16 protein-coding genes are annotated in these 20511 nt (G+C 73.3%); 7 read left to right on the top strand and 9 right to left on the bottom strand.

The window, feature by feature from the left end:
• Window positions 1-10 precede the first annotated feature (10 nt).
• From mraY to rsmH, 6 genes are all read right to left on the bottom strand, one after another.
• Entirely contained in the window at window positions 11-1075 is a 1065-nt protein-coding gene (gene mraY / locus ACLJWH_RS07155; RefSeq protein WP_052854925.1) for a phospho-N-acetylmuramoyl-pentapeptide-transferase, read from the bottom strand.
• Between the two features lie 5 nt (window positions 1076-1080).
• A complete protein-coding gene (locus ACLJWH_RS07150) occupies window positions 1081-2514 on the bottom strand; it encodes a UDP-N-acetylmuramoyl-tripeptide--D-alanyl-D-alanine ligase (protein ID WP_411140726.1) in 1434 nt (477 codons plus the stop codon).
• A 62-nt stretch (window positions 2515-2576) separates the two neighbouring features.
• Entirely contained in the window at window positions 2577-4295 is a 1719-nt protein-coding gene (locus tag ACLJWH_RS07145; protein ID WP_411140725.1) for a UDP-N-acetylmuramoyl-L-alanyl-D-glutamate--2,6-diaminopimelate ligase, read from the bottom strand.
• 18 nt (window positions 4296-4313) lie between these two features.
• Window positions 4314-6335, bottom strand: coding sequence for a peptidoglycan D,D-transpeptidase FtsI family protein (locus tag ACLJWH_RS07140; RefSeq protein WP_411140724.1), 2022 nt, complete (start codon window positions 6333-6335; stop codon window positions 4314-4316).
• 120 nt (window positions 6336-6455) lie between these two features.
• Window positions 6456-6941 carry a septum formation initiator family protein gene (locus tag ACLJWH_RS07135; RefSeq protein ID WP_411140723.1) on the bottom strand — a complete coding sequence of 162 codons (486 nt, stop codon included), beginning with the start codon at window positions 6939-6941 and terminating at the stop codon, window positions 6456-6458.
• A complete protein-coding gene (gene rsmH / locus ACLJWH_RS07130) occupies window positions 6938-7897 on the bottom strand; it encodes a 16S rRNA (cytosine(1402)-N(4))-methyltransferase RsmH (protein WP_411140722.1) in 960 nt (319 codons plus the stop codon). The genes ACLJWH_RS07135 and rsmH overlap by 4 nt, the downstream gene beginning before the upstream one ends.
• A 494-nt stretch (window positions 7898-8391) precedes the next feature.
• Between rsmH and ACLJWH_RS07125 the strand changes: the two genes are divergently transcribed.
• The 4 genes from ACLJWH_RS07125 to ACLJWH_RS07110 all read left to right on the top strand — a co-directional run bounded on the left by ACLJWH_RS07125 (window position 8392) and on the right by ACLJWH_RS07110 (window position 14314).
• Complete coding sequence (locus ACLJWH_RS07125) at window positions 8392-8952, top strand: beta-class carbonic anhydrase (RefSeq protein WP_411140721.1); 561 nt, start codon at window positions 8392-8394, stop codon at window positions 8950-8952.
• 289 nt (window positions 8953-9241) lie between these two features.
• Window positions 9242-10264, top strand: coding sequence for an AAA family ATPase (locus ACLJWH_RS07120; protein WP_411140720.1), 1023 nt, complete (start codon window positions 9242-9244; stop codon window positions 10262-10264).
• A complete protein-coding gene (locus ACLJWH_RS07115; RefSeq protein ID WP_411140719.1) occupies window positions 10264-11682 on the top strand; it encodes a DUF58 domain-containing protein in 1419 nt (472 codons plus the stop codon). Before ACLJWH_RS07120 ends, ACLJWH_RS07115 begins: the two co-directional genes overlap by 1 nt.
• A gap of 196 nt (window positions 11683-11878) precedes the next feature.
• Window positions 11879-14314, top strand: a complete 2436-nt coding sequence (locus ACLJWH_RS07110) for a transglutaminaseTgpA domain-containing protein (protein ID WP_411140718.1) — start codon at window positions 11879-11881, stop codon at window positions 14312-14314.
• Window positions 14315-14837: 523 nt separating this feature from the next.
• Here ACLJWH_RS07110 and ACLJWH_RS07105 read toward each other — a convergent pair.
• From ACLJWH_RS07105 to ACLJWH_RS07095, 3 genes are all read right to left on the bottom strand, one after another.
• On the bottom strand, window positions 14838-15248 hold the full coding sequence (locus ACLJWH_RS07105) for a DUF3040 domain-containing protein (RefSeq protein WP_052854943.1): 411 nt from the start codon (window positions 15246-15248) through the stop codon (window positions 14838-14840).
• A gap of 257 nt (window positions 15249-15505) precedes the next feature.
• Window positions 15506-16261, bottom strand: a complete 756-nt coding sequence (locus tag ACLJWH_RS07100; RefSeq protein WP_411140717.1) for a methyltransferase — start codon at window positions 16259-16261, stop codon at window positions 15506-15508.
• A gap of 265 nt (window positions 16262-16526) precedes the next feature.
• Window positions 16527-17012 carry an SAV_6107 family HEPN domain-containing protein gene (locus ACLJWH_RS07095; protein ID WP_411140716.1) on the bottom strand — a complete coding sequence of 162 codons (486 nt, stop codon included), beginning with the start codon at window positions 17010-17012 and terminating at the stop codon, window positions 16527-16529.
• A gap of 317 nt (window positions 17013-17329) precedes the next feature.
• On the opposite strand from ACLJWH_RS07095, the gene ACLJWH_RS07090 reads away from it, so the two are divergent.
• The 3 genes from ACLJWH_RS07090 to ACLJWH_RS07080 all read left to right on the top strand — a co-directional run bounded on the left by ACLJWH_RS07090 (window position 17330) and on the right by ACLJWH_RS07080 (window position 20502).
• Window positions 17330-17944, top strand: coding sequence for a TetR/AcrR family transcriptional regulator (locus tag ACLJWH_RS07090; protein ID WP_411140715.1), 615 nt, complete (start codon window positions 17330-17332; stop codon window positions 17942-17944).
• Window positions 17945-18328: 384 nt separating this feature from the next.
• Window positions 18329-18949 (top strand): DUF4126 domain-containing protein, encoded by a 621-nt coding sequence (locus ACLJWH_RS07085; protein ID WP_411140714.1) that lies wholly within the window; start codon window positions 18329-18331, stop codon window positions 18947-18949.
• A 50-nt stretch (window positions 18950-18999) separates the two neighbouring features.
• Window positions 19000-20502, top strand: a complete 1503-nt coding sequence (locus tag ACLJWH_RS07080; RefSeq protein ID WP_411140713.1) for a phytoene desaturase family protein — start codon at window positions 19000-19002, stop codon at window positions 20500-20502.
• Window positions 20503-20511 lie beyond the last annotated feature (9 nt).

Here is a 20511-nt window from a genome sequence, read left to right as displayed (position 1 = left end):
TCCTGCGGGGTCACTTGGCCGCCTGCCAGCCGCCGTAGAAGATGCCGAGTCCGACGATCACGCACATGCCCTGGATGATCCAGAATCTGACCACCACCAGCACTTCGCTCCAGCCCTTCAGTTCGAAGTGATGCTGAAGTGGCGCCATGCGGAAGACCCGCTTGCCGGTGAGGCGGAAGGATCCGACCTGGATCACCACGGACATGGTGATGAGCACGAACAGGCCGCCGAGAACGGCCAGCAGCATTTCGGTACGGGAGCAGATGGCCAGACCGGCGAGCGCGCCGCCCAGTGCCAGCGAACCGGTGTCACCCATGAAGATCTTGGCGGGTGAGGTGTTCCACCACAGGAAGCCGAAGCAGGCACCCATCAGCGCCGAGGCGACGACCGCCAGGTCGAGTGGATCGCGGACCTCGTAACAGGCGGGTCCCGCGGTGATCTGGTTGGCGCAGGACTCCTGGTACTGCCAGATACCGATGAACGTGTACGCGCCGAAGACCATCACCGAGGCGCCGGTGGCCAGGCCGTCGAGGCCGTCGGTGAGGTTCACGCCGTTGGACATCGCCAGGATCATGAACAGCGCCCAGATCACGAAGAGCACCGGGCCGATCTGCCAGCCGAAGTCCTGGGTGAAGGACAGCCGGTCGGAGGCCGGGGTCTGTCCGCGCAGATCCGCGAACTGCAAGGAGAGCACCGCGAAGGCGATGCCGACGATCAGCTGGCCGGCCATCTTGGCCTTGGCCCGCAGGCCCAGCGAACGCTGCTTGACGATCTTGATGTAGTCGTCGAGGAAGCCGACCAGACCCATGCCCGCCATCAGGAAGAGCACCAGCACACCGGAGAAGGTGGGGTCGCTGCTCGTGATGACCTTGGTCAGCGCGTACGCGATGATCGTGGCCAGGATGAAGGCGATACCACCCATGGTGGGGGTACCGCGCTTGCTGTGGTGGTCCCGCGGTCCGTCATCGCGGATGAACTGACCGTAGCCCTTCTTGGCCAGCAGCTTGATCAGCACCGGCGTACCGATCAGGGTCAGGAAGAGCCCGATCATTCCGGAGAAGAGGATCTGCTTCATCGAGTTCATCGGGCTGCGGCCCCGCCCTCAGCGCCCAGTACGCCCTCGTCGTCCAGCAATGCTGCGGCGACCCGCTCCAGACCCATCGATCTGGACGCCTTCACCAGCACGACGTCTCCCGGTCGCAGCTCGCTGCGCAACAGGTCGACCGCCGCCTGCGCGTCGGACACGTGCACCGACTCCTCACCCCACGAACCCTCGTTCTTGGCGCCCATGTCGAGCCAGGCCGCTTCCCTGCCGCCGACTGCCACGAGCTTGCTGACGTTGAGCCGGACGACCAGCCGTCCGACCGCGTCGTGTTCGGCGAGCGCGTCCCCGCCGAGCTCGGCCATCTCACCGAGCACCGCCCACGTACGACCGCCTGCTGTCTTGGCGGCTGTGCCCATCGCGACCAGCGCTCGCAGCGCCGCTCGCACGGACTCGGGATTCGCGTTGTAGGCGTCGTTGACGACCGTCACGCCGTCCGCGCGCTCGGTGACCTCCATCCGCCAGCGGGAGAGCGTGCCGGCTTCGGAGAGCGCCACGGCGATCTCGTCTGCGGGCATGCCCAACTCATGGGCGACGGCGGCCGCGGCAAGCGCGTTCGACACGTGGTGCTCACCGTACAGCCGCATCGTCACATCGCCGCACCCGGAGGGTGTGTGAAGCGTGAAGGCGGGCCTGCCCTCGGCGGTGAGCCGGACATTCTCGGCACGTACGTCGGCGTCCGCGGCCTCGCCGAACAGGAGCGTACGGGCCTTCGTACGGGGCGCCATGGCGCGCACGTAGGGATCGTCCGCGTTGAGGACCGCGAGTCCGTCCTCGGGCAGCGCCTCGACCAGTTCGCCCTTGGCCTGGGCGATCTGCTCACGGCCGCCGAACTCGCCGATGTGCGCGGTGCCGACGTTCAGCACCACGCCGATCCTGGGCGGGGTCAGCTCGGCGAGGTAGCGGATGTGGCCGACGCCGCGGGCGCCCATCTCCAGGACGAGGTGCCGGGTGTCCGTCTCCGCACGCAGCGCGGTCAGCGGCAGCCCGATCTCGTTGTTGAGGTTGCCCTCCGGCCAGACGGTCGGACCGCACCGTTGCAGGAGCTGGGCGATCAGGTCCTTGGTGCTGGTCTTGCCGGCCGAGCCGGTGAGGGCGACGACGGTGGCGCCGAGCCGCTCGACGACGGTGCGGGCGAGCGCGCCGAGCGCGCCGACCACATCGTCGACGACGATCGCGGGGACGCCGACGGGGCGGGCCGCCAGTACGGCCACCGCGCCCGCCTCGACCGCGCGGTGCGCGAAGTCATGGCCGTCGACGCGTTCCCCGGCGAAGGCCACGAACAGGCCGCCGGGGCGTACCTCGCGGGAGTCCTTGGCGACGGGCCCGGTGACCTGGACGCCGGCGTCCGGTATGTCGTGCTGCTGCCCGCCGACGATTCTCGCGATCTCGGCTAGGGACAGGGAGATCACAGGTCACCCCCGGCGGGGGGCAGGAGGTACCAACAGAAGGGTTGTGCGCGCATGGCGGTGTGTCATCCCTGGTGGTTCGGCTGCTGTGACGTCAAGGAAGCCTCGATGGCCTCGCGCAGCACCTGGCGGTCGTCGAAGGGGCGGACCACTCCGGCGATGTCCTGGCCCTGCTCATGGCCCTTGCCCGCGACGATCACGGTGTCGCCGGGCTCGGCACGGGCGACGGCGGCGGCGATGGCGGCGGCCCGCTCTTCTTCGACCAGCACCGTGCCGCGTTCGTGGACGGGCACCTCGGCGGCGCCCGCGAGCATGGTGGCGAGGATCGCGAGCGGGTCCTCGGAACGGGGGTTGTCGGAGGTCAGTACGGCGGTGTCGGCGAGCCGGGCGACCGCGGCCCCCATCGGGACGCGCTTGTGCGGATCACGGTCGCCGCCGCAGCCGAGGACGGCGTGCAGCTTGCCCTCGGTGACCTTGCGCAGCGCGCGGAGCACCGATTCGACGGCATCGGTCTTGTGCGCGTAGTCGACGACCGCCAGATAGGGCTGGCCGGCGTCGACGCGCTCCAGGCGGCCGGGGACGCCGGGGACCGCCGCGACGCCGTCGGCGGCGGTCTGCGGGTCGATCCCCGCGACGATCAGCGCGGTGATGGCGGCGAGCGCGTTGGCGACGTTGAACGGGCCGGCGATCGGGGAGGCGGCGCGCAGCGTCCGGCCGTCCGGGCCGTGCACGGTGAAGGTCGAGCCCAGGGCGCCGACCTCGACGTCCGCGGCCCGCCAGTCCGCGTCCGGGTGGCCCTCCGCGGAGAAGGTGGTGACCGGGACCTCGGACTCGCCGTCGGCCAGCCGCCGGCCGTACTCGTCGTCGAGGTTGACGACACCGGCACGGCTGCGGGCCCTGGTGAACAGCTGGGCCTTGGCCTGGAAGTAGTCCTCCATGCCGGAGTGGAACTCCATGTGCTCCGGGCTGAGGTTGTTGAAGATCGCGACGTCGAAGACGCAGCCGTCGACGCGGCCGAGGACCAGCGCGTGGCTGGAGACCTCCATGGCGACGGCGCGGACGCCGCGCTCGCGCATGACGGCGAAGAGCGCCTGGAGGTCGGTGGCCTCGGGGGTGGTGCGCTCGGACTTCATACGCTCACCGCCGATCCGGGTCTCGACGGTGCCGATCAGGCCGGTCGGCGCACCGTCCGACTTCGCGGCGGCCGCCCGCAGCCCGCCCTCGATGAGGTAGGCGGTGGTGGTCTTGCCGGAGGTGCCGGTGATGCCGATCTGGAGCAGGTCCTCGCCCGGCGCTCCGTAGATCGAGACGGCCAGCGCGCCCATCCGCGAGCGCGGGTTCTCGACGACGAGGGCCGGCAGGCCGGTCGCCGCGGCGCGGTCCGCGCCCGCCGGGTCGGTCAGGATCGCGGCGGCGCCGAGGTCGGCGGCCTGGGCGACGAAGTCGGCGCCGTGCAGACGGGCGCCGGGCAGCGCGGCGTAGACGTCACCGGGACGGACCGCCCGGGAGTCGTGCGTGATGCCGGTGACCTGGACATCGGGCCCGCCCGCGGCCGGAGCCGGGATGCCCAGCTGCGCGGCGAGATCCGCCAGGCGGGTCGGACGGACCCGCTCGGGGCGGGGTGCGCCCGGGTATGTGCCGGGGCTTTCCTTCTCGGCGTTCCGGGTTTTTGGGGACTGATCAGCTTGTGACACGGCGGTGAGCGTACCGGGCACAACGGCTCCGGGGCGAAGTGAGGGCTGCTGCGGGGATCGGTTCCCGGGGCCGGGGGTGATGGTCGTCACGGCGGTGTTGCCTCGATTTCATTCGCCTGGCTTGAAGGTGACCGGCAGCCTCGGGGGCTGGCTGCCGCTCGGCGGAACCTGGAGGGTTTTCAGCGCGAACTCCATGACCTTCTGGTAGATCGGGCCGCAGACCTGACCGCCGAAATAACTGCCCTTGGTGGGGTTCTGGACGGCGCAGTAGACCGTGATACGGGGCTTGTCGGCGGGCGCGAACCCGGCGAAGGAGGCCGTGTAGCCGTGGTAACGGCCGGTCTTGGGGTCCACCCTGTTGGACGTGCCGGTCTTGCCCCCGACACGGTATCCGTCGATCTTCGCGTTCGCTCCGGTGCCCTCCTCGTCGTCGACCACCGACTCGAGCATGGTGGCGAGGGTGGCCGCGGTCTTCTTGCTGACCACGCGGTTCTTGGCGGGCTCGGGCGCGGGGGTGTAGCGGCCGCCGGGCCCGGTGGTGCCGCGGACGAGCGTGGGGGCGATGCGCTCGCCGCCGTTGGCGATCGTGGAGTAGACCGACGCGGCCTGGACGGCGTTGAGGGACAGCCCCTGGCCGAACGGGATGGTGAACTGCTGCGAGGTGTTCCACTTCTGCGGCTCGGCCAGGATGCCGGCCGTCTCGCCCGGGAAGCCGAGCCCCGTCGGCTTCCCGATCCCGAACTTCCGCAGGTAGGAGTAGAGCACCTGGTTGGTCTCCTGCTGCGTCTTGCCGAGCTGGCCGACGGCGAGGATCGTGCCGATGTTGCTGGACTTGGCGAGCACGCCGTTGAGTGTGAGGTGCCAGGTGGCGTGGTCGATGTCGTCCGCGAACAGCCGGTCGCCGCGGTGCAGCCGGTTGGGCACGGTGACCTTGGTCGCGGGGGTGGCGGCGCCCTCCTCCAGGACGGCGGCCATCGACATCAGCTTGCTGGTGGAGCCCGGTTCGTACGCGTCGGTGAGCGCGGCGTTGCCCAGCGCGGCCGGGTCCGCCTTCGCGACGTTGTTGGGGTCGAAGCCGGGCGAGTTGGCCAGCGCCAGGATCTCGCCGGTCCGGGTGTCCTGGACGACGACGTAACCGCGGTCGGCCTTGGACTTGGCGACCTGCTGGGTGATGGCCTGCTGGGCCGCCCACTGGATGTCTCGGTCGAGGGTCAGCGTGACGCCGGTGCCGGGGACGGCAGGGTGCTCCTGGGTGTCGCCGGTGGGCACCCGGCGGCCGCCGGACTGGGCGTAGACGAGCTTGCCGTCCTTGCCCGCGAGGCTCTTGTCGAGCCGTGCCTCCAGGCCGCCGGCACCCTTGCCCTCGTTGTTGACGAAGCCGACGACGCCGGCCGCGAGGTCCTGGTTGGGGTAGACGCGCTTGCTGTGCTTGTCGGCGAAGATGCCGACCAGGACGTTGGGGCGGGGCGTCTGCCGGGGTGCGGCGGCGGCCTTGCGGTCGAGGACCTTACGGAGGTCCTTGATCTGTTTCCAGACCTGCGGGGTCTGCTGCCGGGCGAGCACGACGTAGCGCGTCCGGGCGTTGCCGAGCTTCTTGGCGAGGGTGGCCCGGTCCTCGCCGAGGACGGGCGCGAGCAGCGCCGCGGCCTGCTGCGGCGCGTCCTCGATCTTGATCTTGTCGGGCGCCAGCAGGCTGGGGTCGGCGGTGATGTCGTACGCGTCCACGGAGGTGGCCAGGGCCACACCGCCCCGGTCCGTGATCGTGCCGCGCTCGGCGGCGAGCTTGACCGGCACGTAGCGGTTCTCGTTGGCCTTGGCGGCGTACGTCGCGGCGTCCACGGCCTGCACCTGGAAGAGCCGTACGACGAAGACCAGCATCACCAGCGTCAGCGCGAGCGCGACCAGCCGCAGCCGGGGACGCGGGCTGCCGAGGCGGAAGGGAGCGGCCCCGGAGCGCGGGCGTCCGGAGCGGGGGGCGGGGCGCCGGGCCGCCGCGGGTCTGGAGCTGCCGGACCCGGACGCGGTGCGCTTGCCGGACGCCGATTTCGCCGAGGGGCGGGCGGCCGGGCGCTGCGGGCCGCGCTGGGCCGGGCGCGGGACGCGGCGGCGGGGGTCCTTGGGCTCGGTCATACCGCGTTCTCCGGGGCGTGCGCGGGGGTGGCGGGACCGCGGGCGGTGGTGGCCGCGGGATCACCTGGGGTCTGGGCGGTGTAGGTGCCGCAGGGGTCAGCGGCCTCGCGCGTCACGGGATCACCTGCCGAGGGTCGTCGGAGAGGGGGCGGCCCCGGCACCCGGAGCGTCCGCCGTGCCCGGCAGCGCGGACCGGCCCGGGAGCAGCGGCCGGACCCGGAAGCTCATCGGCGCCGGCCCGGACGTGGCCTCGCTCGGCTTGCCGCGGACCGTACCGTCCGGGTTCAGGAACGCCGGGTTGCCGCCCGGCACCATGCCCAGCTCCCGGGCCCGCCGTTCGAGCCCGCCCGGCGCGGAGTAGGCGTCCACTTCCTGTTGCAGCGCCTGCTGCTCGTCCGTCAGCTCGTCGGTCTTCTTCTCCAGCTTGCTGAGCTCGAACGATCCCTGGTTGAGCGCGGAGTTGAGCAGCAGCAGCGAGATCAGCCCGGAGCCGAGCAGGACGACGACCAGGAGTACGAAGGGCGTACGCGCCGCGGTGCCGGCGCCGGAGGGGAAGAGCGCCGAGAGGCGTCCCTGCCTCCCGCGCGGCCGCCCCTGGGCGCTCACGCGATGTCCTCGCGGATGCGCTGTGCGCCGCGCAGCCGGGCGGGGGCCGCGCGCCGGTTCTCGGCGACTTCCTCCTCCGTGGGGAGTTCGGCGCCCCGGGTCAGCAGTTGCAGCCGGGGCTGGTAGCGCTCGGGGACGACCGGCAGGCCGGGCGGTGCGGTGTTGGCCGCGCCGGCCGCGAGGACCTGCTTGACGATGCGGTCCTCCAGCGACTGGTAGGAGAGGACGGCGATCCGGCCGCCGACCGCCAGGGCCTTCACGGCGGCCGGGATGGCGCGCTCCACGCTGGCCAGTTCGGCGTTGACCTCGATGCGCAGGGCCTGGAAGGTGCGTTTGGCGGGGTTGCCGCCGGTGCGCTTGGCGGCCTGCGGCAGCGCGCCGCGGATGAGCTCGACCAGCCGCGCGCTGTTCGTGAACGGCTCCTTGGCGCGTTCGCGGACGATCGCCTCGACGATCCGCTTGGCCTGCTTCTCCTCACCGTAGGAGCGCAGGATCCGGACGAGGTCACCGGGCGCGTAGGTGTTGAGGACGTCGGCGGCGCTGATCCCGGTCGTCTGGTCCATCCGCATGTCCAGCGGCGCGTCCTGCGCGTACGCGAAACCGCGCTCGGCCTCGTCGAGCTGCATGGAGGAGACGCCGAGGTCGAACAGGACACCCTGGACGCGTGGCAGTCCGAGCCGGTCGAGGACCTCGGGCAGTTCGTCGTAGACGGCGTGCACCAGGGTGGCGCGCTCCCCGTAGGGGGCCAGCCGCTCCCCCGCGAGCCGCAGCGCGGCCGGATCGCGGTCGAGGGCGACGAGGCGGGCCGCCGGGAAGGTGGCGAGCAGCGCCTCGCTGTGCCCGCCGAGGCCGAGGGTGCAGTCGACGACGACCGCCCCGGGTTCGGCGAGGGCGGGGGCGAGCATGTCCAGACAGCGCTGGAGCATGACGGGTACGTGACGGGTGTTGCCGCTCATGCGCCGGCCTCGCCGCGCTCGGCGGGCCCGCATTCGCAGAGCGCGCACCTCTTCCTGATTCGCTCGCTGCGCTCGCTCATGTGCCTTCCGATGGGGTGGGCGGCAGGTGGGGCCCCGGCCGCTGGCTGGGGGAGGCCGCACGTACCGCTTGGTCCCCGCCCGCTCTGAAGGGGAAGTGGCCCTCCGACGACGGGGAAGTGACGTCGGAAGACCGGGGAGCGGGAGGAGGCCGAGCCGTACGTACGGGATCGCGCACGCGGGTGATTCGGAATCCAAGGAGAGCGTCACGCCTCCCACTTCGCGCCACTTTAGTCCACCGGGTGTCCCGGTCAATCAACCGGTTCCGCGCGTCCCGCGACGGCTTTCGCCCGGCCCGGTCACCCGTACGGCGGCCTCACGAAGGCACCTGTGGGTTACCTCACAAGGGGTGAAGTTGACCCTCGTGCCGGGCTTCCCATGCAGCCGGACGGGCCACCGGCCATTACCGTGAACGCATGCCTATACCTGCCTCGCAGCCGCTGCCCCCGCCCGATGACAGCGCCGCCGCGCGTACCGGTGGCACGGTCACCGACCGTCTGATCGAGGCGAACGAGAGCTACGCCGCCGCCTTCACCGACCCCGGCATGGATGCCCGGCCCGTCCTCAAGGTCGCCGTGGTGGCCTGTATGGACGCCCGGCTCGACCTGCACGCCGCGCTGGGCCTGGAGCTCGGCGACTGCCACACCATCCGCAACGCGGGCGGTGTGGTCACCGACGACATCATCCGCTCCCTGACGATCAGCCAGCGCGCCCTGGGCACCCGTTCGATCGTGCTGATCCACCACACCGACTGCGGTCTGCTGAGCCTGACCGAGGACTTCCGCCACGATCTGGCGGCCGAGGTCGGGCAACGGCCCACATGGGCGGTCGAGGCGTTCAAGGACCTCGACGAGGACGTGCGGCAGTCCATGCAGCGGGTGCGGACCTCCCCCTTCCTGCCGCACACGGACGATGTCCGCGGCTTCGTCTTCGACGTGACGACGGGTCTGCTGCGGGAGATCAGCCCGCAGCGGTGACTCCCGGGACCGGCCCGTGCGGACGTGGAACCGTACGGACGGGATCGCGCGGGCGGGCCGGATTCGCCAGGGGGCCGGGGCGGGTCGGGACATATCGCCACCAGTTATCCACAGGCCATGACGCGAAGCCGCGGGGACGGCAACAATGCGTGGGTGACGTTGTGCGGGCCCTGGCCGGGCACGACGTGTATGTCGGGGTGGGCCGGGTCCGTGGTACAGCGGGCACCGGCCCATGGATGGGGTGTCCCCCGCTTCTCCGGGAGCGTGGGGAAGGGCCGAGGAGGGCCGGGTGACGACGTATGACGAACGAGCGAGCCTCAGTGATCTGACCACCACAGCTGAGCGGGTTCACCGGTCGGTCGAGGGTGTGATCGAAGGCAAGCCGGAGGTCGTACGGCTCTCCCTGACGGTGCTGCTGGCCGAGGGACATCTGCTCGTCGAGGACGTGCCGGGCGTGGGCAAGACGATGCTCGCCAAGGCGCTGGCCCGGTCCATCGACTGCTCGGTGCAGCGCATCCAGTTCACGCCCGATCTGCTGCCGTCCGACATCACCGGCGTCAGCGTCTTCGACCAGCAGCGGCAGGACTTCGAGTTCAAGCCCGGCGCGATCTTCGCCCAGATCGTGATCGGCGACGAGATCAACCGCGCCTCGCCCAAGGCCCAGTCCGCCCTCCTGGAGTCGATGGAGGAGCGCCAGGTCACGATGGACGGGCAGACCTATGAGCTGCCCAGCCCCTTCATGGTGGTCGCCACCCAGAACCCGGTGGAGATGGAGGGCACCTATCCGCTCCCCGAGGCCCAGCGGGACCGTTTCATGGCGCGGGTATCGATCGGCTATCCGAGCCCGGCCGCCGAACTCCGGATGCTGGGCGTGCACGGCGCCGGCTCTCCCCTGGACGACCTCAAACCGGTCGCGCACGCCCACGACATCCTCAAGCTGATCGACGCGGTGCGTGAGGTCCATGTCGCCGAGGCGGTCCGCAGATACGCCGTGGACCTGGTGGTGGCCACCCGCGGCCATCCCGAGCTGCGGCTGGGCGCCTCGCCGCGGGCGACGCTCCACCTGCTGCGGGCCGCGAAGGCCGCGGCCGCGCTCGCCGGCCGGGAGTTCGCGCTGCCGGACGACGTGCAGTCGCTGGCGGTGGCGGTGCTCGCCCACCGGCTGCTGCCCACCGCCCAGGCCCAGTTGAACCGCCGTACGGCCGAGCAGATCGTGCTGGAGATCCTGCACCGCACCCCGGTCCCCGACCCGTCCGCCCAGCAGTGGCGGCAGACCCGCGGCTGGCGGCCGCCCGGCGTACGGGGGCTGTGATGTCCGGCGGGGGGAGCGAGAGCACGCCGGAGCGGAGCGGGCTGCGGGCCGCCCTCGGGGGGCTGACGACCCGCGGCCGGTCGTTCCTGGCGGCCGGGCTGGCCGCCGCGGTGTGCTCCTATCTCCTGGGGCAGGCGGATCTGCTGCGGGTCGGGCTGCTGCTCGCGGCACTGCCGCTGGTCTGTGTCCTGGCCCTGCACCGCACCCGCTACCGGGTGACGGGCAGCCGGACGCTCTCCCCCGCCCGGGTGCCCACGGCGGCCGAGGCCCGGGTCCAGCTGCGGATCGAGAACGTCTCCCGGCTGCCCACCGGTGTGCTGATGCTCCAGGACCGGGTGCCCTACGTCCTCGGGCCGCGGCCGCGCTTCGTCCTGGACCGGGTGGAGGCCGGCGGCGCCCGCGAGGTGTCCTACCGCGTCCGCTCCGACCTGCGCGGCCGCTATCCGCTGGGGCCGTTGCAGCTGCGGCTTTCGGACCCGTTCGGGATGTGCGAGCTGACCCGCTCCTTCAGCACCTCCGAGACCCTGACGGTGGTGCCGCGGACCGAACCGCTGCCGCCGGTCCGGCCGGCGGGCGAGGCGTCGGGATACGGCGACGGGCGGCAGCGGTCGCTCGCCCTGGCCGGTGAGGACGACATCATCCCGCGCGGCTACCGCCACGGCGACGATCTGCGCCGGGTCCACTGGCGGTCCACCGCCCGCCACGGTGAGCTGATGGTCCGCAGGGAGGAGCAGCCGCGGCAGGCGCGCTGCACGGTACTGCTCGACACCCGCCGCACGGCCCACCGGGGCGCCGGGCCCGACTCCGCTTTCGAGTGGGCGGTGGCGGGCGCCGCGTCGACGGCGGTGCATCTGCTGGAGCGGGGGCTGTCCGTACGGCTGCTGACCGACACCGGCACCTCGGTACCGGGCCCCGACGGTACGGGCGGTGCCGGGTCCGCCGACGCCGCGGGCCTGCTGCTGGACACCCTCGCCGACGTGGCGCACTCCGAGGAGGAGGGGCTCTTGGCGGCGTACGACGTGCTGCACGGCGGCGACGAGGGACTGCTGGTCGCCTTCTTCGGCGAGCTGGACGAGGAGCAGGCGGCGGTGGCCGGCCGGATGCGGCGGCGCAGCGGCGCGGCGGTCGCGTTCGTCCTGGACGGCGACGCCTGGACGCGGGGCATCGGCGGCATACGCTTCCCCGGTCCGCACTCCCGGGTACCGGTGGCCGGCCCGCTCCGGATACTGCGCGAGGCGGGCTGGACGGCGCTGCCGGTGTCGCCCGGCGCCTCGCTCCCCGACCTCTGGCGCGCCACGGACCGCGCCGGGAGCGGCACGGAGCAGCCGGTGCTGGGCAGCCCCCCGGCGGGCCCGGCCACCGTGCCGAAACCGGCGGCGCGGGCCGCGGAGACGTCGGCGGCGGGGGGCGGTGCATGAGCGGGGGCTCGGCGAGTGGGGGCGTGACCTGGGGCGCGGGCCCGGCCGGTGCGTGCCCGGCCGGTGCGTGCGTGACCGGCAGGCGGGGCGCGGGCGGATACGCCCCGGCCAGGCGCGTCGCGCCGCCGCCCGGCGGATGGACCGGCGGCCGGCGCGGCTCCCGGGTACGCGGTCCCGAGCGAAGCGAGGCACGAGCATGAACGGCCGGGCGCGGCTGGCACTGTGTGCGGCGGTGGCGACCCTGGGCGCGGCCTGCGCGCTGCTGCCGCTGGTGGAACCGATCGGCTGGCTGGGCCAGGCGGCGGTCCTGCTGGCGATCGTGAGCGGTGTGGGCGCGGCGGCCCGCCGGATGTCACCGGTCAGACCGCTGGCCCTCGCGGCGCAGGCGCTGGCCGCCGTGCTGCTGCTGACCCTGCTCTTCGCCCGCGGCCAGGCGATCGCCTGGGTGCTGCCGGGGCCGGAGGCCGTCGCGGAGTTCGGCCGGCTGGTGCAGCAGGGCGCCTCGGACGTCGGACGGTACGCCATTCCCGCGCCGGTCACCCCCGGCATCCGGCTGCTGCTGGTCGCCGGTGTGCTGGTCATCGGCCTGTGCGTGGACGCGCTGGCGGTCACGTACCGCGCGGCGGCCCCCGCCGGGCTGCCGCTGCTCGCGCTGTACTCGGTGGCGGCGGGGCTCTCCCCGGGCGGCGCGGGCTGGCTGTGGTTCCTGGTCGCGGCGGCCGGTTATCTGCTGCTCCTCCTCGCCGAGGGCCGCGACCGGCTCTCCCAGTGGGGCCGGGTGTTCGGCGGGAGCCCCGGTGCGGACCGGCCGGACAATGGCCGCAGCCGTCCCGCCGGGCCCGGCGGGACGGCGTTCGCCCCGGTCCGTACGGGCCACCGGATCGGCGCGGTGGTGCTCGGGATCGCGCTGGTGGTGCCCGCCGCGCTGCCCTCGCTCGGCGGCGGTCTGCTCGGCCCGCCGGCAGGCGGTGAGAAGGCCGGGGGCGGGGGCGGCACGATCTCCGCCGTGAACCCCCTGGTCTCGCTCCAGAACAGCCTCAACCAGCCCGCCGACAAGGAAGTCCTCAACTACCGCACGACCACGGACGACACCCGCGACATGTATCTGCGGATCGTCGCCCTGGACCAGTTCGACGGCACGGCCTGGAAGCCGTCCGAGCGTACGGTCACGGACGTCCCGGACCGGCTGCCGGACCCGCCCGGTCTCTCCCCGGCGGTGCGCACCCTCAGGGTCAACACCTCCCTCTCGACCGCCGAGTGGTACGCCCAGAACTGGCTGCCGCTCCCCTACCCGGCGGCGAAGGTGGACATCGCCGGGCGCTGGCGTTTCGAGCCCGCGGGCCGCACGCTCGTCGGCGACCGCGGGCAGAACACCCGCGGTGTGCAGTACCAGGTGGAGAGCCTGCTGGTGCGGCCCACCGCCCATCAGCTGGCCACGGCCCCGGCGCCGCCCACGGAGCTGCTGCGCGAGTACACCAAGGTGCCGGACTCGCTGCCCCCGGTGGTGCACGACACGGCGCGGAAGGTGACGTACGGCGCCCGGACCGCGTACGACAAGGCCGTCAAGCTCCAGGACTGGTTCTCGCTCAACGGCGGCTTCAGCTACAACACGGAGGTCCGGGCCGGCAGCGGTTCCGAGGCCATCGTGCGGTTCCTGGAGCAGAAGGAGGGCTTCTGTGTCCACTTCTCCTTCACGATGGCGGCGATGGCGCGGACGCTGGGCATACCGGCCCGGGTCGCGGTCGGCTTCACCCCGGGAACCAGGCAGCCGGACGGTACGACATCGGTCGGCCTCAAGGATGCGCACGCCTGGCCCGAGCTGTACTTCGAGGGCGTCGGCTGGACGCGCTTCGAGCCGACGCCGAGCCGCGGCAGCACCCCGGACTACACCCTCGGCGACGATGCCCGCTCCGGTGCCGCCGCCCCGCCGGCGCAGCAGCCGTCGCGCCCCTCGGCCCCCGCTGCCGGGCCGTCCGCCGCCCCGTCCTGCGGCCCCGGCCACCAGGGGTCCGGGTCGGCCGGCTGTCCGGCCCCGCCCGCCCGGTCGGACGCGGGCCCGTCGGACGGCGGCCCGTCCCCCTGGGCCGTCACCGGCATCGTGCTCGCCGCACTGCTCGTCCTGCTGCTGCCCGCGCTCCCCCTGCTGTGGCGCGCCCGTACGCGCTCCCGGCGGCTGACGGCCGACGGCACGGACGGGGACCCGGCGGCCGCCACCCTCGCCGCCTGGCGCGAGCTGCTCGACACCGGCTGGGACTTCGGCATCCTGCCGGACGGCTCACTCACCCCGCGCAAGGCGGCCGCCCGCATCGTGCGCACCGGGGAACTCCCGCCGGAGGCCGCCGACGCCGCCCACCGGGTGGCGGCCGCGGTCGAGCAGGTCCTGTACGCGCCGCGGCCACATCCGGTAACCGGCCTCGCCGCGGACGTACAGCGGGTACGGGCCGCACTGCACTCCGGGGCCTCCCGCCCGCTGCGCCTGCGCGCGCTGCTCGCCCCTCGCTCCGCGGCACGCCTCCGCTGGGCCCTCGCCGCCCGGTGGGGCGCCCTCCGGCTCCGCTGCGCCGACAGCCGCCCGGTCACCGCCGCCCGCCGCGCGGCGGCCGCCCTCCGCCGGGAACGTCAGCGGGCCTAGGCGTGTCGGCAAAGAGGCGCCCGCCCCCGGCGCCCGGCACTCCCCCAGCTACCGCTGGGTGGCACCCCCACGCGGCGTTGCGGGGATGATCCCGATACACCCGGTATCAGGGCGACCCTCCGCCGTGCGATGCACCGCACCGGACACCGCGGGACCCGCCCCTCGGGCGCACGACGCCCCTGTAACGACACGCCACGCCCGAGGGCAGCCCCGGCGAAGGAGGGCTCGCGAGATCCCGGACCCGGGGCGCGGGCGGTCCGGCCCGCGACCGGCCGGACCGCGGAACCAGTACACGGGGGGTGTCCGGTTCCGCCCCGTACCCCACGACAGCGTGATGCGGCCGCCCGATCCTGTCGGACGGCCGCATCACGTCGGTATGCGTCGAGCCGGTGCGCGTCACGCCGAGGAGCTGTCCGGTTCGGTGGTGTCCCGCTCGGGGCTCTCTCACCCCGTACGGCGGACAGCGGCGCGCTGGAAAAACTGGCGAAAAGGGGCTGGTGGAACCGCTGAGCCGGCGGCGGACTCAGTGGCCTTGTTCGTCCCGGCGGCGTTGCCAGCGGTCCTCGATGCGGTTCATCATCGTGCGCTTCTGCCCGGCCTGGCGGCTCGACGGGGCCCCGCCGGCGCCCCGGGAGGCCGTGCCCGGCTGCTGCTCACCCGGCTTGGGCGCCTTACGCCATCCGGTGACAGCGAGTACCGCACAGCCGAGCATGACGAGGAAGCCCACCACGCTGATCCAGATCTGCTGCGCGACCATTCCGGCCATGAGCAGTGCGATTCCCACCAGGAAGCCGACGACCGCTTGGTAAACCCGTCGCCGGGTGTACGTGCGCAGCCCGCTTCCCTCAAGCGCTGTCGCGAACTTGGGATCTTCGGCGTACAGCGCTCGCTCCATTTGCTCGAGCATGCGCTGCTCGTGCTCCGAGAGCGGCACGGAGTCCTCCTACTCGTCGGTCGCGGGGGGCGACCGGGTGCGACCCTTTCAGGATAGGCAGGGAATCGCCCCCGTGAAACCCGCCCCTCTACGCCATTTCACTGTCCGGGCCGCTGCGGCGGCCGGTGGTGATGCTGCGTGCATTCCCCACCCGCCTGTCCGTCATGCCGGAACGTCGTATCCCGATCATACGGGGAGAAGGGGCTGATCGGGTGGCCTGTGGCCGACCGCACGCGGTAGCCGTGCGGTCGCGCGGGTCAGTCGCGCTCGGCGAGGACGTGCAGCTGGGTGGCGACGGAGTGGAACGCGGGCTGCTCGGCGGCGGCCGCCTCCAGCTTCAGCAGGGCCTCCATGGCACCCGGCTCGGCGTCGACGAGCACACCGGGGACCAGGTCGGCGAAGACTCGGACGCCGTGTACGGCGCCGACCTCCAGACCGGCGCCGGAGACCAGGCCGGCGAGCTGGTCGGCGGTGAACCTGCGCGGCACCGGATCGCCGGCGCCCCAGTGTCCGGCCGGGTCGGTGAGTGCCTGGCGGGCCTCGGTGAAGTGTCCGGCGAGGGCACGGGCCAGCACGGCGCCGCCCAGGCCCGCGGCCAGCAGGCTCAGGGTGCCGGCCGGGCGCAGTGCGGCGACGGCGTTGCGGACGCCTTCGGCCGGATCGTCGACGTACTCCAGCACGCCGTGGCAGAGGACGGCGTCGTAGCCGCCGCGCTCGACGACGTCGAACAGGCCGTGGGCGTCGCCCTGGACGGCGCGTACCCGGTCGGCGACGCCCGCCTCCCCGGCCCGGCGCTCCAGGGCGAAAAGGGCGTTGGGACTGGGGTCGACGACGGTGACGCGGTGGCCGAGGCCGGCCACCGGCACGGCGAAGTTGCCCGTGCCGCCTCCGGTGTCGAGGACGTCCAGGGCGTCGCGCCCGGCGGCCTTGGCCCGGCGCTCCAGGGCGTCCTTGAGGACCTCCCAGACCACGGCGGTACGAAGGGATGCGCGCGGGCGCAGCGGGTCAGACACGGCGGGTGGCTCCTCGACGGGGGCATGAACTACTCAGGCGCCTACCACCCTATTGCGTTCCGCGCCGTCCGCCGTCTGCGGCGCCGCGTGGGCCGCCATCAGGCGTCCTGCCGGCCGGCCGGGCCCCGGAGTGCGCCGCCCGGGTGCCCGTACGGGTGGCCCTGCGGGAGGCCCGTCCACCGCACGCCCCCACGGAATGCCGCCACGGGCCGCCGCGCACCCCGGCTGCGGCCGCACGGCCGCGCCGGGTGCCGCCCGCCGCCCCTCAGCCCGCCCGCTGGGGCGGCAGGGCGGGCGGGAGCAGCAGCATCCGTTCGACGAGCCGCAGAAACATGCCGGCGTCACGGAGCAGGTCATCGGCGTCGCGGCGGGTGGCCGCGCCAGCTATGCCGGCCTCCGCCTTGGCCCGGCGATCGGCGCCGGAGGCGAACAGGGCGCTCCACTCGGCCAGTTCGGGAGCGACCTCCGGCAGGACCTCCCAGGCGCTGCGGATGCGCGGTCTGCGGCGCGGCGCGCTCTCGGGCCTGGCGCGCACGGCGAGAACGGCGGCCGCGGTGCGCAGCGCAGCCAGATGGGCGGTGGCGAACCGTTCGTTGGGGGTGGACAGGGTCTGTGCTTCGTCGAGGCCGTGCCGGGCCTGGGCGAGCAGGGCGAGGGCGGCGGGCGGTGCCGCCGTCCGCCGCCGGACGGGATGGACATCGCTCGGGGGAGCGTACGCAGCGGAACTGCCCGCCGTGGAACGAACTGCCATGACGAACCTCCTGTTGTCGCATGCCGGTTCGGGACCGTCTGACCCCATCGTGGCGGGTACCACTGACAATCGGCGCTGACCTGCTCTTTCGCCGGAAAGACGGAATGACTCCGGGTGGCTCCCGGTGCCGCCCACGCCGCTCCGCGGCCCGTTGCCGCACGGCCGCGGACTGCACCGGCCGCGCGGCGGTCCTGCGCGGCGGTCCGGCACGGCGGTCGCCGCGGGGTGCGGCGAACCGGGAGCGGGCGCCGGGGAGGACCTGTTCCAGAACCGGTCCTGTGCACGCGTACACATCCGGGACCGGCACAATCGCCCCTATGGACAGCTCCACTACACGCCGCGACGCCACCCGACGCAGACTCTTCGACGCGGCGGTCACGCTCATCGCCGAACAGGGCTTCTCCTCCACCACGGTGGACGAGATCGCCGAGCGGGCGGGCGTCGCGAAGGGCACCGTCTACTACAACTTCGCGAGCAAGAACGTTCTCTTCGAGGAGCTGCTGCGGCACGGCATCGAGCTGCTGGCGACCTCCTTGCAGGCGGCCTCCGACGAGGTGGCCGACCGGGGCGGCCGCCGGATCGACGCCCTGGACGCGATGATCCGGGCCGGCCTGGACTTCATCTCCCGCTATCCGGCACTCACCCAGCTCTACGTCGCCGAGCTGTGGCGTACCAACCGCGCCTGGCAGTCCACCTTGATGGTGGTGCGGAAACGAGCCATCACCGTGGTGGAGGAGGTCCTGCGGGAGGCCGTGGCCGACGGTGAGCTGAGCGACGAGATCGACATTCCGCTCACCGCCTCGGCGCTGTTCGGGATGGTTCTGGTGGCCGCCCTGGACTGGCAGTCCTACCAGCCGGACCGGTCGATCGACGAGGTGCACGCGGCGCTGTCGCGGCTTCTCCAGGGGCGGGTCAGCGGCCGGGGCGCGTAACCGCACCGGGCGGCCGCGGGGAGATCCGCAGCGGGCGGTCCCATGGGACGCGCGCCGTAGGGTGCCTGCCGGACGGCCGCGAGGCCGCGCACACGGCAGTGCGCTGCCCTGGCACAGATCGTTCCCCCACCGATCCGACCAGGACAGCGCTTCCCCCGTGCTCCCCGTTTTCCCCCGTGGAGCCCCCGTACCTCCCCCGTCACGTCCGGGAGCCACGCCGTTCCGCCGCCCCGTGCCGGCGGTGCGGCGCCGCGTCCCTTCCGTGATCTCCACTCTTCCTTCCACGCGGGTCCCGGCCCATCCGCGTACCTACTCATCTCGGCGTCTGAGTACGGATACTCAAACCTGAGCACACCGCCCCAGCGCTGCCCTACGCTTTCCCGCGTGTCCGTACTCCCGTTGGTGTTCACCAGTGGCTGGGCGAGTGGGATCAACGCCTACGCCGTCGTGCTGCTCTTCGGCCTGCTCGGTGCGACCGGGGTCACCGACGAGGTGCCCGCGTCGCTCCAGCGCCCCGATGTGCTGATCGTGGCGGGGGTGCTCTTCCTCTGTGAGGCCGTCGCGGACAAGATCCCTTACGTCGACTCGGTCTGGGACACCGTGCACACGGTGATCCGGCCGGTGTCCGGTGCGGTCGTCGCGGCGCTGCTGGCGGGTCACAGCGGCTCGCTGCCCGAGGTGACGGCGGGCGCGGTGGGCGGCTCCACCGCGCTGCTGAGCCATCTGGTCAAGGCGGGCACGCGGATCGCCGTCAACACCTCGCCGGAGCCCGCGAGCAACATCGTGCTGAGCCTGGCCGAGGATCTGGGGGTCGCCGGGCTCGTCGCCTTCGCCGTGTTCCATCCGGTGCTGGCGGCGATCATCGCGGCGCTGCTGCTGATCGGCGGTATCGCGCTGGTGATCTTCCTCTGGTCGCGGATCCGCCGGTACCTGCGCCGACGGCGGCAGCGACGCCAGGAGAAACGGCTGGCCACGGCCGGTGACACGGGGCCGATGCCGGGCTGAGCCGACCGCCCGCGCGGGCGTTGTCAGTGGGCCCGGATAAAGTCGCAGGCATGGCACGGATTGCGGTGATCGGCGCCGGGATGGGCGCGATGGCGGCCGCCGCCCGGCTGGCCGTCGCGGGCCACCGGGTGGCGGTGTTCGAGCGCGGCGCGACGTACGGCGGCGCGCTGCGGCGGTTCGAGCGGGACGGCTTCGCCTTCGACACGGGGCCCGGTCTGCTGCATCTGCCCGCCGTCTACCGCGATCTGTTCGTCAAGACCGGCCGCGAGCCGCTGGAGAGCTGCGTCGAGCTGTCGCAGGTCGATCCCGCCGCCCGCCATGTCTTCGCGGACGGCACCGATGTGTCCCTGCCGAACGCCTCACGGGCCGGTGTCCTCGCGGCCCTGGACGGCGCGCTGGGCGCCGGTGCGGGCGAGCGCTGGAGCGCGTTCGTGGGCCGCGCCCGCGAGGCGTGGGACGCCACCCGGCGGCCGCTCCTGGAGGAGCCGCTGTGGCAGGACTGGCGGGTGCTGGGCCGCGATCCGTATCCGGCGGTGCGCCGGCGCGGGCTGTTCGGCCGCGGCAAGGGCCCCACGACCGCCACCCTTGCCGAGGTCGCCGCCCGTGAGCTGGCGGATCCCCGGCTCGTCGCACTGCTGGAGAGCCATGCGCTGGCGTACGGCTTCGATCCGCGCGGCGCGCCGGCGAGCGCCGCCGTGCTGCCGTACATGGAGCAGACCTTCGGGAGTTGGTACGCCCGCGGCGGGATGCGGGCGCTGGCGGACGCGCTGTACGAACGCTGCGCGGCCCGTGGAGTGGAGTTCACCTTCGGCGCGGAGGTCACCCGGATCGTCGAGAAGGACGGCCGGGCGGCGGGCGTCGAGCTGGCCGACGGCCGGGTGGCCGACGCGGAGACGGTGGTCGCCGGTGTCGAACCAGCCCGGCTGACAGCGATGTTGCGGGCGGGGCTGCCGTGGGGTGCGGAGGACGTCCGCCCGGCCGCCCGGCCCGGGGACCGTGCGCCGGGGCGGTTCACGGTCGCGCTCGCGCTGCGCGGGGCGCGGCCGGGCGACGCCGCGCACCGGACGGTCGTCCACACCCCGGACCGCGCGGCCGAGCTGGCCGGCGTGTTCGGGGACAGCCCGGGGCGGCGCGTGCCGTGTGCCCGGCCGACGGTGACGGTGCTGCGTCCGGACGACGCCACCGGCCGCCCGGACGACGGCCACGAGGCCGTGACGCTGACGGCGACGGTCGCCGTGCCCGGCCCGTCGGCAGAGGACGAGGCCCTCGCGGACCGGATGACCGAGATCGCCGAGGCCGCGGTTCCGGGGTTGCGGGAGCGGGTGCTGTGGCGGGAGGTCCTGCCGCCCGCGGACGGTGAGTCGGTGCCGGGCCCGGCGCTGGCCGGCGCCGACGGCCGCTTCTTGCGGCCCGCCAACCGCACCCGGATACCCGGGCTATACGCGGTCGGCGGCTGGTCGCATCCGGGCGGCGGGCTGGCGCACGCCGGGATGTCCGGCGCGATCGTCGCGGGCCTGATCGTGAACGGCGACGACTGGCACGGGTCGGTGTGAGCGCCCGGC

Origin of the sequence: Streptomyces sp. x-80 (assembly GCF_046549095.1) — a bacterium.
In the GTDB taxonomy this organism is placed as follows: Bacteria; Actinomycetota; Actinomycetes; order Streptomycetales; family Streptomycetaceae; genus Streptomyces; species Streptomyces celluloflavus.
Note: the sequence above shows the minus strand (reverse complement) of the source record. Positions and strands in the feature narration are given on the sequence as shown.